Raw genomic sequence first — 13839 nt, 5'->3', positions numbered from 1 at the left:
CTTATTCTTCCGGGCTGAGGTTCGTTATCTTTGCCCGGCTTTCCAGCAATTCAGTCAGCTCTTCAGGGCGTGCGGGTCTGCCAAGCAGGAATCCCTGAGCTTCTGTCAGGCCACGGCTGTTCAGCGCCTCAAGCTGGTCCTGTGTCTCTATACCTTCTGCAATAACCCGCATGGATAAAGAGCGCCCCAGAGCAATAATGGCGTTTACCACCGCCGAGCTGAACTTGTCATCCCGGATATTGGTAATAAACTCCCGGTCGATTTTGATCTTATTCAGAGGCAGTTTATGCAGATAGCTCAGGGAAGAGTGTCCGGTACCAAAGTCATCAATCGCGATCTCAACGCCCATCTCTTTTAAGATATTGAGCTCTTCAATGGCGCGGTCAAAGTCTTCCATCATGGAGCTTTCTGTTACTTCTATCTCAAGATAGTCGGCAGGCAGTCCGGTTAATTCCAGGATCTTCTCAACGTTTCTGGCAAAGTTAACCCTTTTAAGCTGCGGACCGGCAACGTTTACCGCCACCCGGCCAAAGTCGTAGCCCTGTCTTAGCCATGAGGCGGCCTGAGAGCAGGCGGTGTACAGAACCCACTGGCCGATATCTGAGATAAGAGAACTCTTCTCAGCCAGAGGAATAAACTCCGAAGGCGGCACCTTGCCAAGGTTTGGCTGGTTCCAGCGGATAAGCGCTTCAAAGCCGGTCAGCTTATCCTCTACCGTATTAAACTGCGGCTGATAAACCAGATAAAACTCTTCGTTATCCAGCGCGTCATGCATTGCGCCCTGAAGCTTCAAATGAGATTCGGACTCTTCGGTTAACGCCTGAGTGTAGAAAGCGAAATTGTTACGGCCATCCTGCTTTGCCCGGTACATTGCCGCATCGGCATTTCGCAGCAGCGTATGACTGTCTTCACCATCATCCGGATAAAGAGAAATCCCCATGCTTCCGGTTATCCGCAGCTTCTCTCCGTTGGACAGCTCAACATGATCATCAAAAGCAGACATCAGCTTGCCCACAAGCGATGTCACAGAATCAACATCACTGACGCCGGAAGCCAGAATCACAAACTCATCGCCACCGATCCGTGAAACTATATCCTCTTCCCTCAGAGAGTCTGACAGACGGTCAGCCAGCTCACACAGAACTTCGTCGCCAATCAGGTGACCAAAGGTATCATTGATATGCTTAAAGTGGTCAATATCGATAAAAATGGTGGCAAGCTTTCCGCCGTGCCTTTTGGCGTGATAAATCTCATGTTCCACCTGAGAGGTCAGTTTCTGACGGTTTGGCAGATCAGTCAGCGGATCATGATAGGCCATGTGGGTCAGCTCGGCTTCATTTTGCTTCTGCAGTGAAATATCCACAAATACCGCCACATAGTTGCAGGGCTCATCATCGGCGTCATAAACCACACTTACCGTGGAGAGCGACGGATAAATGGCCCCGTCTTTACGGCGGTTCCAGATTTCGCCCTTCCAGTATCCCTGCTCATTCAGAGCGCCCCACATCTCCTGATAAAAATCAGCATTGTGACGACCGGATTTTAACAACCTCGGATTACGGCCAACCACATCTTCCTGCGAGTAACCGGTAATATCACTGAAAGCGTTATTTACATAGGCGATATTGCCAAATTTGTCCGTAATGACCACACCTTCCATGGAGTTTTCAAACACCATGCCAGCCAGCACCAGTTGCTCTTCAACCTGTTTACGTCCGGTAACATTACGGGTCATCCCTACGATACCGGAAAGCTCTCCGCTTTTGGTAAATACCGGCGCTTTAATGGTTTCCAGCCAGGTGTTGTTGTCTTCACTTCGGGCATCAGAGCACTCTTCGGTAACAATTTGCTTACCGGAGGACATGGCTCTCATATCTGCTGCAATAAATTTATCGGCAATTTCATTATCAAACAGATCGTGATCCGTTTTGCCCAGAACCCCTTCAAGGTCACTGGCCCACACTTGGTAGGCCGGTTTGTTGCAGTGGGTATAAACACCGTCAAGGTTCTTAATCCAGAGATGATCTTCAAAGCAGTCGATAAAAGACTGAAAGTCAGGCTCAGGGAAAGGCGAGAAACCTTCCGTCACCTGACCGGATGATGAGCAATAGCGAAACTCTTCACTCAGATCTTTTTCTATCTGGCTGACCAGATTTTCACAAAGTGTCACTATATCCTGGCTGATAGCTTCAGATTCAGAGGTAACAACAAGTGCGCCATAAATACCGTATTTAAACCAGCAAACAGGAATGCCAATTGCATTTTCTGCTCTGGTCATCTCTTTGGCCCTGCAGGTATCAGTAGCCAGTCTGGTAAAGATACCTGCCAGCTTATCCTCTGAAGCCTGCTCAGAGCCAAGAATTAAATTCGGCCTGTTATCTTCCAGGGCGTAAAGCCGGAAATCACAGCCTGACACCTTACTCAGAACCGAGAGGTTGTCTTCCCATTTTTTGAGTGTGGGTAAAGAAATCTTAATATCTAGCATTGACTACTCTAAACTTCGTATATCTTTTCCGGCTTATCGTCTGAAATTGCAGCCTGATAATATCTGGAGAGGTTATTCTGAATAACGGCAAATATCTGCGAGTCTATTTTACCCTCTTCTGCAAGCGGTGCCATGCGAGCGGTTATCTCCTGCGCAGACAACCGGCTTAAGCGGTACGGACGCTTTTGCGCCAGAGCCTGAAACATATCGGCGATGGCAATAATTCGTGACGGGAGATCCAGCTCAGCTCCGGTCTTTTTATACGGATAGCCTGAGCCATCTAAAAGCTCATGATGGTTGGCAGCCCACTTGCCAATGTCTGAGTTAGGGAAGAAACTTCGCAGCACATGTTCCGTATCAACCGTATGGCGGCGGATGCGGCTATATTCTTCACGGCTGAGCTTGTGGCCCTTGTTAAGAATATCATCAGGCGTCCTCAGCTTGCCGATATCATGCATCAGGCCGGCAACATAGATAAGCGTCTGCTGCTCTTCATCAAAATCCAGCTCTTCTGCCAGCATCTGGGAGATCAGGGCCACTTTCTCGGAATGTTCAAAGGTGAAAGGACTCTTGGCATCAACAATGCGCGCCAGAAAACGGGCCAGCTGAATCACATCGTTCAGGTCAAGCTGTTTGCTGTACTCTTCCCCGGCGGCACCTGAAATTGCCTGAATCTCAATATAGGAAGTGTCCATGTTGTACCAGAAGCCGTCGGTGAAAATAAGCTCATTCATCGCTTTGACCATTTCAGGATCAAACATGGTCGAAGCCTGCCCGGTGACATGCTCTGAAATCAGCTCTTTGTGCAGGGTAATCGCTTCCTGATGGAGGTCCTGAATATAGTAGGCTCTTAAGAAGTCCAGACGGTCAGCAAGATAGACAATGGCAGAAATCTCCCGGTCAAAGTCTGAGATTTCCACATCGTCCAGTTCACACCACTGGGTATGGTGATAGAGAACAGGCACCGCAAACCGGGCCAGAGGCGGACATTTGATCAGCTCTTCATATCCCCGGATACAGTGCGCTTTCACATCTTCCGGTTCCAGTTTGCCCACTAACTTGGCGTGCTCATCCGTTGAAGAGACGCCACAGTCATGAATCAGCCCGGTGTAATAGGCAAATTTTGCTTTATCTTCATCCCAGCCGAGTTTTTTGGCGCACTCATACGCCATATAGGCCACTCTGTGCCCATGGTTGATATCATCAATACCAACATAATCCAATGCCCGGGCAATCATCAACAACGCATGGCGAAGATCAATCTCAATACCACTTACTACCTTATCCATAGCCCAACTACCGTGTACCAGATATTCCTTAATATAATCGGATTAGGATACTGTAAGTGAAAATTAATTGCTAAAAAGAATTCTGATAATTAGAGCCGCGGCCGAATCGTATTCTCATTGTCCAGCCAGTTAAAGATATCCTGATAAACCTCTTCTTTGTTGGTCTCATTAAGCAACTCATGGCGGGCGCCCTGATATAAGCGGCAATCGACTTTCCTGATCCCGGCTTCTTTCAATGCCTTAACCAGTGCCGTAATGCCGGTTCCGTAGTTGTTTACCGGATCGCTGTCGCCGCTGATAACATAAACCGGCAGCTCAGAGGGTATACGGCTCATGGCTTCCGGCGTGCTCATTTCATTCAGGCCGGACAGAAGGTCAATCCAGAATTGTGGAGTAGGTGTAAAGCCGCAATATGGGTCGCTGTTATAGGCATCGACAACGGATTCATCCCGGCACAACCAGTCGGTATCGGTTCTGAGTGGTTTGATTTTTTTATTGAAGTTGCCAAAAGAGAGCTTTTCCAGAAACGGACTTGGCTGGTTATTACCTATAACTTTCCCCACAGTCCGGGCGGCAAAACGACCGGCTTTAAACAGCGCAGTACCCTGATGATTTGAACCACAAAGAATAAGAGAAGAGAGTTTGGCACCGTTTCGGATTGCATAATGACGGGCAGCAAAGGAACCCATACTGTGTCCGAAAAGCACAGGCCGCAGGTTAAAGGTCTCACTGGCATAATCAACAATGGTGTCCAGATCTTTAAGCAGCAACTCCCAGCCAGACTTGTCGGCGAAATGGCCCAGTTGATCGGCTTCAGCGCCATGTCCTCTGTGGTTGGCGCCCAGCACTGCTATTCCCTGCTTTGTACAGGCAAGGGCAAACTCTTCGTAGCGCAATATATGCTCAGACATACCGTGACTAAGGACAATCACCCTGGACACTTCACCTTCCGGCTGCCAGACATTTAGTAAGATTTTTCTGCCATCACAGGCCTGAAGTTCTGTTTTCATTTGACTCTATTCTTCCCCAATTCAGATGCTATTCAGGTTAGCCATTTAACTCACATCTTCAATCAGCAAAAGGAAAAAAGGTGATGAACCTCTCGTTAACTAAACATGAATCAGATTCATATTTGTCAGAAAGGCAATTTAATAGTAAAACATGAATCAGTTTCAGATTATCAATTTACACACCACCTTTTGGGGGACTAACATGCCACGAACAAAAACCATCTTCGGAAACCCGGTTTCGCAGAAGGTCATAAACAAAGCAGAAAATCAGAAAAAAAAGTACCTCAGGAAGTTTGGTGATGACAGTCAGGTCCGTTTCCAAGTCAGTACTCAGTCCGACCATGTATTAACTCCGGCCTTTGATATTCAGATGGTGAATGCAGACGACAAAGGTCAGCCGCTTAATAAAGAGAAAGCGGTGTTTGTCGGCAATATCAGAATGGGCTACGGTCACTACCGGATTGCCATGGCTATCGCCTCAGCAGCCAGACACCTTGGCTACAAACCATACTGGTTTGATATGAGCTCTTTTGAGCAGACCACAGGCACTAAGGTGATCACTCACCTGAATAAGCTTTACTCCTTAGGTTCAAGACTGTCGCAAAAATCTGCCCTGTTTAACCGTTTTTACTGGGATCCTCTGAACAGCAAAGGCTTCTTGAAACTTGAATACAATGCCGTGGACCAAAAAGTTGCCGAGCTGATGACCACTGTATTTAACGATATTCCAAAGGATATTCCGTTTATTGGCACCCACACATGGACAGCTCAGGCAGCAGTCCACGCAGGAATGGACAGAGTGGTGAATATCATTCCTGACAACTGGCCAATGGGTTTGCACCTGTCTGAGGGGGCAATACATACGGTGCAGACCCCTTCTTCTTATTTCGGCTATAAAACCTTAAAAGGCATGGCTGAGGGAGAGTTAAACCCAATGCCTGAAGGTAGCCTGTATAACACCGGGCACTATATTGACCATGAACTGCTTGCAGATCTGGAGTCCGACACGGAAAAACGCCTTGAGCGTTTACAGAATAACCAGGCGAAAAGACTGCTTCTGACCATAGGTGGCGCAGGTGCTCAGTACGAACTGTACCGCGATATGATTTTGCAAAACCGGGATAAAATCGAAAACGGGGAGCTGGTCATTTACGTCAATGTGGGCGATCACAAAAAGGTTCTGGAAAAACTTCAGGCAGATCTTAAGCCGGTTTCTGACCTTACTGTTCATGAAAATAACTGGAGCGGGACTCAGACATTTGCAGAGCTGGCACTTACCGGCGATATTTCCGGTGTGCATCTTTTCTGTGAAGAGGATCTGTTTGCAGCGGTTTATGCCACCAACCTGCTGATGCGCTCATGCGATATTCTGATCACCAAGCCCAGCGAGCTGGCGTTTTATCCGGTGCCGAAGCTGATGATCAAACGCGTCGGTGGCCATGAAGCCTGGGGAGCAATCCGGGCCGCAGAAGTGGGTGACGGCACCTGTGAATGCACCACAGCAGAAGAGATCCACAGAATGCTGAAACTGATGCTAAACGAGCCGGAAATTCTGACAGAGATGAACCGGAATATTCTGAAAGCAAAAAATAACGGTATCTATGACGGTGCATATAAAGCCGTTCAACTCGCTGTCGAAGACTAATACCAAGCTGCCAGTTTCTTTGCCGGAAGCTGGCAGCTTTCCTGAATCACTCCCCTTTCCGACTCTGCGAATCTCTTTTTCCTGTACAAATGTAAAATATATTTACTCTGTCAATTTTATAAAAAACGCATTCCTATATACTATATCGATTGGTTTTGCTTGGAATAATATAATAATGCAATCTTTTCAGTGGGATAGGAGCTTTGAAACAGGTATTCCTGATGTCGATAAACAACATAAATACCTTGTGGAGTTAGTCAATAAGTACAGCTCAATGACAACCGGGCAGCAGTATTCGCCCGAAGAAGGGGCGAAAATCCTCAATGAGCTGACGGAATACACACTTTATCATTTTCAGGAAGAAGAGCGGATGATGATAAGGTGCGGCATTGCAGGTGAACATCTGAGAGAGCACATTGCCGCTCATAAGAAGTTTGTGCTGGATCTTAAAGAGTTTGTTGATACCTTCGAATCCTACAGCGAGGAACAGTCCACCCAGTTGCTGGATTTTCTGATTAACTGGCTTGTCTATCATATTCTGGGCAGTGATCAGAATATGGCAAGGCAGCTGGATGCAATTGATAAAGGAATGGATCCGAAGCAGGCCTTTGTTGATGAAGAGCGAGAGCACGATGAGGCTGTCGGCCCTCTGCTCAAGGCGTTAAAAGCCATGTTCGAGCAGATATCGGAACGTAACAAAGAGCTTATTCTGCTTAACCAGTCTCTGGAAGATAAGGTAGACCAGCGGACTCAGGAGTTGTCCGAAGCAAACCGCAAGCTGGAAAAGCTGTCACTCACCGACTCTCTGACTCAGTTGCCAAACCGCCGCTACGCTATGAACTCTATCAGTCAGCACTGGGAAGAGGCAAAAAACCAAAGCGCCCCTCTGGCCTGTATGCTTTTGGATGTGGACCTGTTCAAAGAAGTCAATGACTCGGCAGGACACGATGCCGGCGATGACCTTCTGAAAACACTGGCTGCGACCTTTATGTCCAAGTACCGGGAAGAAGACGAAGTGTGCCGGCTTGGTGGCGATGAGTTTCTTGTTATCTGTCCGGGTCTTGATCTTGAGCATGCGCAGAGGCTGGCGAATACCGTACTGGCGAGAGTTCAGGCTATCAGAAAGCAGTACAACGGTTACTGTTGGCAGGGCAGTGTCAGTATTGGCGTTGCAGAGCTAAGCGATGCAATGACAAACTCCGGTGAATTAATTAAAGCGGCTGACGAGTCTGTCTATCTGGCAAAAGAGTCTGGCAAGAACTGCGTCAGAGCCATACAAGCTCCCTAATCTCCCCCACATTACCAGGCACTCGCTTTGAGTGCCTTTTCTATTGCGCTAAGGCGCATGTAACAATGCAACTTCGGGTTTCAGCCACTTTACACCACAAGTGATGCCAATATCTCAATTTTGTATATTCCTTGCCCATCTCTGAGCTAATAATAAAACTGTTTCCTATACTCAAATCGTATTTATCGGAGCTTTTGGTAGGTCAGGGATTGATTATGTTAAACAGGTTCAGAGTTTCATCAAAAATAAGATTGATTATCATTTTAATGAGCTTAACACTACTTGGTGCTCAGCTCTTTGCTGCCAACAAACTTCGCCTGGACAAAATTGAAGAGCGAAAACAGACAGCCCAGTCATTAGTACAGTCCGTTGTGAGCCAGCTGGACCATATCGCCTCATTATCAATCCCGGCACATGAAGCCGAAAAAATGGCAAAAGAGCTTATCGGCTCTATGCGCTACAGCAGTAACGGTTACTACTTTCTGCATGATACGGAAGGCACTATTCTGATGCATCCCATCAAGCCTGAACTTGACGGAGTGAATGCCATCAGAAGCAGCAATCAGCATTTAAGAACTGCATTCGAGGGTTTCCTGGATGTGGTCAGAGCTAAGGGTGGCGGTTTTGTTGAATATCAATGGCCTAAACCCGGCAGTTCAGATGTAGAACAGAAAGTGTCCTATGTATTAAAGTCCGGAAAATGGCACTGGGTAGTGGGCACCGGGGTTTATATCTCTGAAGTGAATACCGTATTTATGGGGCAACTGGTTTCAATAATTGGTGTAACCCTGTTAATTGTTGCGGTAATGGTGACTATCTCATCGGTTATTTCACGCAATATTATTGCGCCTTTAAATAAAATCACCCGTACCATGTCGCATATTGCCGAGAATAAAGATCTTACCGCCTCAATGGAAAGTCGTGGAACGGATGAGTTATCTGTTATGGCAACGGCATTTAACACCATGAATGAAAATGTAAAACAGGTGGTCAGCTCCATCAGCCAAAATACGGTTTCCCTGGCCAGTCAGGCAGAAGAACTTGCCACTATTTCCGACCATATTCAGCTTGGGATCTCAAAGCAGAAGCAGCGAACCAATGAGGTAACCAGGAATATCGAAAACCTCAGTGCCTCTGCGGATACTGTCTCCGAAAGTGCCGATGTGGTATTAGAATCGGCTCAGAAGAGCTCTGAATCTGTCAGCGATGGAAAACAGCATATTCAGGACAATATTGTCGCAATGGATGAGATCACTCAGCAAGTAAATGAAGCTGTCTCTACATCTCACAGCCTTGAACAGTGTTCTGGCGAAATAGACAAAATCCTGGAAGTGATACAACAAATTGCTGACCAGACCAATCTGCTGGCACTGAACGCCTCAATTGAAGCCGCCCGTGCCGGAGAACATGGCCGGGGGTTTTCCGTGGTTGCCGATGAGGTAAGAACCCTGGCGACTCAGACTAAAGAGTCCACCGAAAATATCCTTAAAGTGATGTCCAGCCTGCAACAGGATATTGCCCGGACTTCCGGCGTTATGGTCCAGTGCAAAGAAAAAACTGTTATGGGTATGGAGTGCGCCAGAGCCTGTGATGAATCGTTAAGCAGTATAGAAAACACAATCACAGTGCTCACTGCGACAGCCAAAGAGATCCATGATTCAACCTCCCACCAGCGCGAGCAGGCTCATGAGATATTTTCCAATATGGAGTCTATCGCGGAAATAGCAGAGCAGACGGATCATGGCTCTCAGCAGACCAACACATCCACTTCAACACTGAATCAGATGGTGCAGGATCTTAACGCCCTGACTCAGTCATTTAAGTTCTAGATTTCCCTTTGAAGGCCCGTCCGCTGCGGGCCTTCCGTACTCCTGACTTTGCCATCAAACGAACAATCTCAATTTCAAGACGATTCACAGTATGAAACCTGAAGCACACAGGGATTTATTGACTAAAATAATAATTACTGGGATTGGTATAAATACAAAGACGTCTCTCTCGGACAGCCAGACTTCGATATTGATGTTCTACAGGAGAAAAACAAATGCAAACACGGATTGTGATGCCTGTCCTTATAACCTGTCTGTTTATGTTGCCCTTTCAGCTTGTTGCAAAAAGTATTTTTGTGGTCGACAGCTATCATGCGGGCTTTGTATGGACAGAAAAATGCAGGCAAGGTTTTGACGAAAATATTTACCCAAGATACAAAGTCACTTACCACGAAATGGATACTAAACGTATCCACCCGGATCAATTTGCCGAAAGAGCGGACAGCATCTGGCAAAAGATAATCGCTGAAAAGCCCGATCTTGTTGTCACTATGGACGACAACGCTCTTATGCTTCTGGGACAGCGCATAGCCGATGCCGGCTTCCCGCTGGTATTTATGGGTGTGAACAACAATCCCAGATCCTATTTTGAGGATGGTGAAATCCCGCCAAAGGTTACCGGGATTATGGAGCACCCTCTTTTAAAGCAAAATATCGTGATTATTAGCAAGCTACTGCCCATGAAGAACCACCGGGTTCTGTTGATGACGGATAAAGGCACAACATCAAACAGCTACATTGATTTGGTACTGAAAGCGAAAAGCAGCGTGACCATTGAAGGGATTAACGTCGACATAGTGCAGTTTAGTGATTATCCAAAATGGCAGGAAAAAGTCCGTTCTCTCTCGCCGGATATGTATGATGCTCTGATTATCGGCAGCTACGCCGCTATGAAAAATGGCAAGAATCAGCCCGTCTCATCAAAAGCGATTTCAAAATGGACCAGTGCAAACAGCGCTGTACCTATGTTTACTTTCTGGTTTCATGACGCTGGTAAAGGGAAGGCTGTTGGCGGCAACGTAATTAGCGGACATATCCATGGAGCCAGTGCTGCAAGCGCAGCCAATATCATCCTTAAATCCGGAAAGATTCCTTACCTGAAATCCCCAAGAGACGGCCAGCTCCTGTTCAGTAAAAGCGAGTTGTCCCGCTGGGATATATCACTGCCTGACTATATTAAAAACAGATGCCTGTTAATTGAATAAACCTCACCGTCAGCTCCCCATAACGGGAGCTGACGGGAAATAAACATGAAAAAACCGTTAATCTTCCAGAGGAATAACCAGAACAGGTGTTTTCAGATTATTAATCAGCTGACCAGTTGAAGAATATACCGCACTCCAGAAGCCCTGATGGTGCCCGCAAACAACCAGATCAAATTCATATTCACGAATCGCCGCTTTTAGCTGCTCACTGTATTCACCCGTTCCAATTAGCCGGCGTTTAATCGGATAATCTATCTGACTGGTTATCTCTTTAAACTGCTCAGCCAGCCTTTCCGTGGCCTGAGTGTGACCTTCAGCCAACTCAGCATCAATGAAGCCTGTACCACGGCACATTTCTTCATAATCAGGTTCATCATGGAAGATGGTGATTTCAGCCCCCAGCGGCCTGGCAAGCTCAATACACTCGTTAATCAGTATCGCACTCTCTTCCGTCAGATCGATGGCTAGAAGTATATTCTTATAACTCATGCTACAACCTCCATATTATTAATGACGTACTGCCTTTAATTTAATATTAGTACCTATTTAAGATTCTTAAAATAAATATACTAATTCATCCATAGTTTGGGCATGTTAATTTCCGATACAGAAAAATGGAGTAAACTATAATTTGTCATAAAATAAACATTAATTTTGTTCTTGTTTATTTCTGATTAAATTATTCCAGATGTTAGAGCAGTTCCTGTATCTGGATACGCAGAATATTACCTATTTGATAATGATACCGACCTGTGCTTAACGACCTGAGTCCGGTTCGCAAACCGCTATTCGCCACAAACAGGTAAAAACCCCCACCTAAAATTACGGTTGAATTTCAGCCTATTAGTGATAATAATTATCACTAATATTTGGAATCCGGAAAACAACATGGAAGAGCAAGGGACACTCTACGCACAATTCTTTAAAGCTCAGGACCGCTTTTTAAACGCACATAGCGCAAAGATGTTTGATCCGGAGATTATCCGCGATTATGTGCATTGGGGGATGGTTATCGGAAACTATTATGAGCAGCAGTCTAAAACAGAAAACCTGCTGCTGTGCGAGCTGTTTCTGCGTCAGGTCTATTCCCACCTTCTTGAGGCTATCCGAGACAAACGACACAGCATGATTTTCCGCCGTGTCTGTTACGACTCCATTCATACCACTTTTATCAGCCTCAAACGCTACTATTACCACTTTGAGCACGGCGATGAATCCGTACAGAGACTCAAGTATCAGCTAGAGCAGGTGGTTGCTACTATGGATTACTAGCCCCAAAAACGAAATATCCCCGCAAAGCGGGGATATTTCGTTTAGGTTTGTAGTTTAGTATACATCTCTCACATAACGCTTCTGCTTCTTCAGGTTCGCCACATAGGCTTCTGCTTCTGCTTCTGATAGTTTGCCGTGAGTTGCGATTACTTCATGCAGGGCTTTGTCCACGTCCTTTGCCATTCGGTAGGCATCGCCGCAAACAAAAAAATAGGCGCCTTTTTCCAGCCAGTTGTACAGCTCTTCGCCCGATTCACGCATGCGGTCCTGAACATATATCTTCTCTTCCTGATCCCTTGAGAATGCAAGATCCAGTCGGGTAAGCACATCGTTCTTCTGCAAAGCCTCAAGCTCTTCGCGGTAGATAAAATCGCAGGCGCTGTTACGGTCACCAAATATCAGCCAGTTATCGCCCGGCGCGGCGGTAACTTCCCGCTCCTCAAGAAAAGATCGGAACGGCGCGATACCTGTACCCGGTCCTACCATTATCATTGGGGCACTGTCATCTGCCGGTACTGCAAAACTTTTGTTTGGCGCAAAGTAACATGGAACTGCATCGCCCTCTTCTACCCTGTCAGCAAGCCAGGTTGAGCAGGTACCGCCATATTCCCTGTCATCTTTCTGGTAACGCACACTACCGATAGTAAGGTGAACTTCATCAGGATGCTTGTTCAGGCTCGAAGAAATAGAGTATGCCCTTGGCGATACTGGCTTAAGCAGCGACAGAAGATCGGCCAGTGACAGCGAAGCACCCGGATAATAGTTCAGTATATCCAGTACATCTTTGCCCCAGAGGAAGTCGTTCAGACTTTTCTGGTCATCGTTGGCAATCATTTCCAGCAGTTTGTGGTCACTTGCCGCTTCAGCCAGTGCTTTTACAAATTCCTTGGACGGATTTCTCACATCCAGGTGCGATGTAAACAGCTCCCTCAGCGTATAGCTTTCACCATGCCAGGAAGGTTTTTCGTCGCCCGTGTAACTGAAATAAGCCAGCACTTCGTCCACCAGTTTAGGGTCGTTCTGCGGGATAAGGTTCAGCGCATCCCCGGCTTTATAGAACTCGCCGCTTCCTTCCAGTGAGAATTCATAGTGAACAATCTCTTTGGTGGATTCTTCACCGTTAAGCACTCGCTTGTGCTTTAGCTTAGCCATCAGCGGGTTTTTACGATTAAATTTGTATTTAGCTTTTGCAGCAGGGTGGCTCTGTGCCTGGCCGTCAGCATCATCACCTTTATCCGCAATACCCGGCAAAGTGGCAATCATCCAGTCTTCCGCTACCTGTTCAAAGTCGATATCGCAATCTACTCTGTCCGTCACTCTGGTCGCACCAAGCTCTTGCAGTCTCTCATCCCATAGTTTTCCTGCCAGGCAGAAATGGTCATAACTGGTATCGCCCAGGGAAAGTACTGAGAAGAAGGTACCGTCCAGTTTAGGTGCATTATCTGCACTCATTGTGTCCCACAGTGCCTGTGCATTGTCGGGCATTTCACCTTCACCATAGGTACTAGTAACAATCAGCACCCGCGAAGACTTAACAAAGATCTGTGCATCGACACTGTCCATATCGTAAACCGTTGCGGCAAGGCCGTACTCTTTTGCTTTTTCCGCGGCATCATAAGCCACGGCTTCGGCATTACCTGTCTGGGTTCCGTACAGAATGGACAGCCCTTTAACCTGGGGTTTGGTTTCCGCGTGAACAACGGACTCTTCTTTTACTAACAGCCGGGAGTGTAACCCGGAAAAAAATCCGGCAAGCCAGGTTTTCTGGTCACAGCTAAAAGGTAAATCATCAGGCAAATATGGTACTTTCATTTTC

10 protein-coding genes are annotated in these 13839 nt (G+C 46.7%); 5 read left to right on the top strand and 5 right to left on the bottom strand.

The window, feature by feature from the left end:
- Position 1: 1 nt before the first annotated feature.
- From L3Q72_RS22420 to L3Q72_RS22410, 3 genes are all read right to left on the bottom strand, one after another.
- The gene (locus L3Q72_RS22420; RefSeq protein ID WP_275132779.1) at positions 2–2485 is read right to left on the bottom strand and encodes a bifunctional diguanylate cyclase/phosphodiesterase; all 2484 of its coding nucleotides are present in this window, start codon (positions 2483–2485) and stop codon (positions 2–4) included.
- Positions 2486–2493: 8 nt separating this feature from the next.
- On the bottom strand, positions 2494–3774 hold the full coding sequence (locus L3Q72_RS22415) for an HD domain-containing phosphohydrolase (protein WP_275132778.1): 1281 nt from the start codon (positions 3772–3774) through the stop codon (positions 2494–2496).
- Positions 3775–3863: 89 nt separating this feature from the next.
- A complete protein-coding gene (locus L3Q72_RS22410; RefSeq protein ID WP_275132777.1) occupies positions 3864–4784 on the bottom strand; it encodes an alpha/beta hydrolase in 921 nt (306 codons plus the stop codon).
- A gap of 202 nt (positions 4785–4986) precedes the next feature.
- On the opposite strand from L3Q72_RS22410, the gene L3Q72_RS22405 reads away from it, so the two are divergent.
- The 4 genes from L3Q72_RS22405 (at position 4987) to L3Q72_RS22390 (ending at position 10751) form a co-directional block, all read left to right on the top strand.
- Complete coding sequence (locus tag L3Q72_RS22405) at positions 4987–6429, top strand: hypothetical protein (protein ID WP_275132776.1); 1443 nt, start codon at positions 4987–4989, stop codon at positions 6427–6429.
- A 175-nt stretch (positions 6430–6604) separates the two neighbouring features.
- On the top strand, positions 6605–7717 hold the full coding sequence (locus L3Q72_RS22400) for a bacteriohemerythrin (protein ID WP_275132775.1): 1113 nt from the start codon (positions 6605–6607) through the stop codon (positions 7715–7717).
- Positions 7718–7983: 266 nt separating this feature from the next.
- The gene (locus tag L3Q72_RS22395) at positions 7984–9546 is read left to right on the top strand and encodes a methyl-accepting chemotaxis protein (RefSeq protein ID WP_275132774.1); all 1563 of its coding nucleotides are present in this window, start codon (positions 7984–7986) and stop codon (positions 9544–9546) included.
- A 215-nt stretch (positions 9547–9761) separates the two neighbouring features.
- Positions 9762–10751: a hypothetical protein gene (locus L3Q72_RS22390; RefSeq protein ID WP_275132773.1), complete on the top strand. Its 990-nt coding sequence runs from the start codon at positions 9762–9764 to the stop codon at positions 10749–10751.
- Between the two features lie 57 nt (positions 10752–10808).
- Here the strand turns inward: L3Q72_RS22390 and L3Q72_RS22385 are convergent, their stop codons facing one another.
- The gene (locus L3Q72_RS22385) at positions 10809–11240 is read right to left on the bottom strand and encodes a universal stress protein (RefSeq protein ID WP_275132772.1); all 432 of its coding nucleotides are present in this window, start codon (positions 11238–11240) and stop codon (positions 10809–10811) included.
- 399 nt (positions 11241–11639) lie between these two features.
- Between L3Q72_RS22385 and L3Q72_RS22380 the strand changes: the two genes are divergently transcribed.
- Positions 11640–12023 carry a hypothetical protein gene (locus tag L3Q72_RS22380; protein WP_275132771.1) on the top strand — a complete coding sequence of 128 codons (384 nt, stop codon included), beginning with the start codon at positions 11640–11642 and terminating at the stop codon, positions 12021–12023.
- Between the two features lie 54 nt (positions 12024–12077).
- On the opposite strand, the gene L3Q72_RS22375 is transcribed toward L3Q72_RS22380, so the two are convergent.
- Entirely contained in the window at positions 12078–13835 is a 1758-nt protein-coding gene (locus L3Q72_RS22375) for a sulfite reductase subunit alpha (protein WP_275132770.1), read from the bottom strand.
- Positions 13836–13839 lie beyond the last annotated feature (4 nt).

The sequence above is a fragment of the Vibrio sp. JC009 genome (assembly GCF_029016485.1).
GTDB lineage: Bacteria > Pseudomonadota > Gammaproteobacteria > Enterobacterales > Vibrionaceae > Vibrio.
The sequence above is the reverse complement of the archived record's forward strand: the minus strand, read 5'-3'. Positions and strand labels throughout refer to the sequence as shown.

Bases quoted from the DNA above. Each gene is read 5' to 3' on its own strand.
- L3Q72_RS22405 (WP_275132776.1), top strand. From the start codon at position 4,987: ATGCCACGAACAAAAACCATCTTCGGAAACCCGGTTTCGCAGAAGGTC.
- L3Q72_RS22375 (WP_275132770.1), bottom strand. From the start codon at position 13,835: ATGAAAGTACCATATTTGCCTGATGATTTACCTTTTAGCTGTGACCAG.
- L3Q72_RS22400 (WP_275132775.1), top strand. From the start codon at position 6,605: ATGCAATCTTTTCAGTGGGATAGGAGCTTTGAAACAGGTATTCCTGAT.
- L3Q72_RS22420 (WP_275132779.1), bottom strand. From the start codon at position 2,485: ATGCTAGATATTAAGATTTCTTTACCCACACTCAAAAAATGGGAAGAC.
- L3Q72_RS22385 (WP_275132772.1), bottom strand. From the start codon at position 11,240: ATGAGTTATAAGAATATACTTCTAGCCATCGATCTGACGGAAGAGAGT.
- L3Q72_RS22395 (WP_275132774.1), top strand. From the start codon at position 7,984: ATGAGCTTAACACTACTTGGTGCTCAGCTCTTTGCTGCCAACAAACTT.
- L3Q72_RS22410 (WP_275132777.1), bottom strand. From the start codon at position 4,784: ATGAAAACAGAACTTCAGGCCTGTGATGGCAGAAAAATCTTACTAAAT.
- L3Q72_RS22415 (WP_275132778.1), bottom strand. From the start codon at position 3,774: ATGGATAAGGTAGTAAGTGGTATTGAGATTGATCTTCGCCATGCGTTG.
- L3Q72_RS22380 (WP_275132771.1), top strand. From the start codon at position 11,640: ATGGAAGAGCAAGGGACACTCTACGCACAATTCTTTAAAGCTCAGGAC.
- L3Q72_RS22390 (WP_275132773.1), top strand. From the start codon at position 9,762: ATGCAAACACGGATTGTGATGCCTGTCCTTATAACCTGTCTGTTTATG.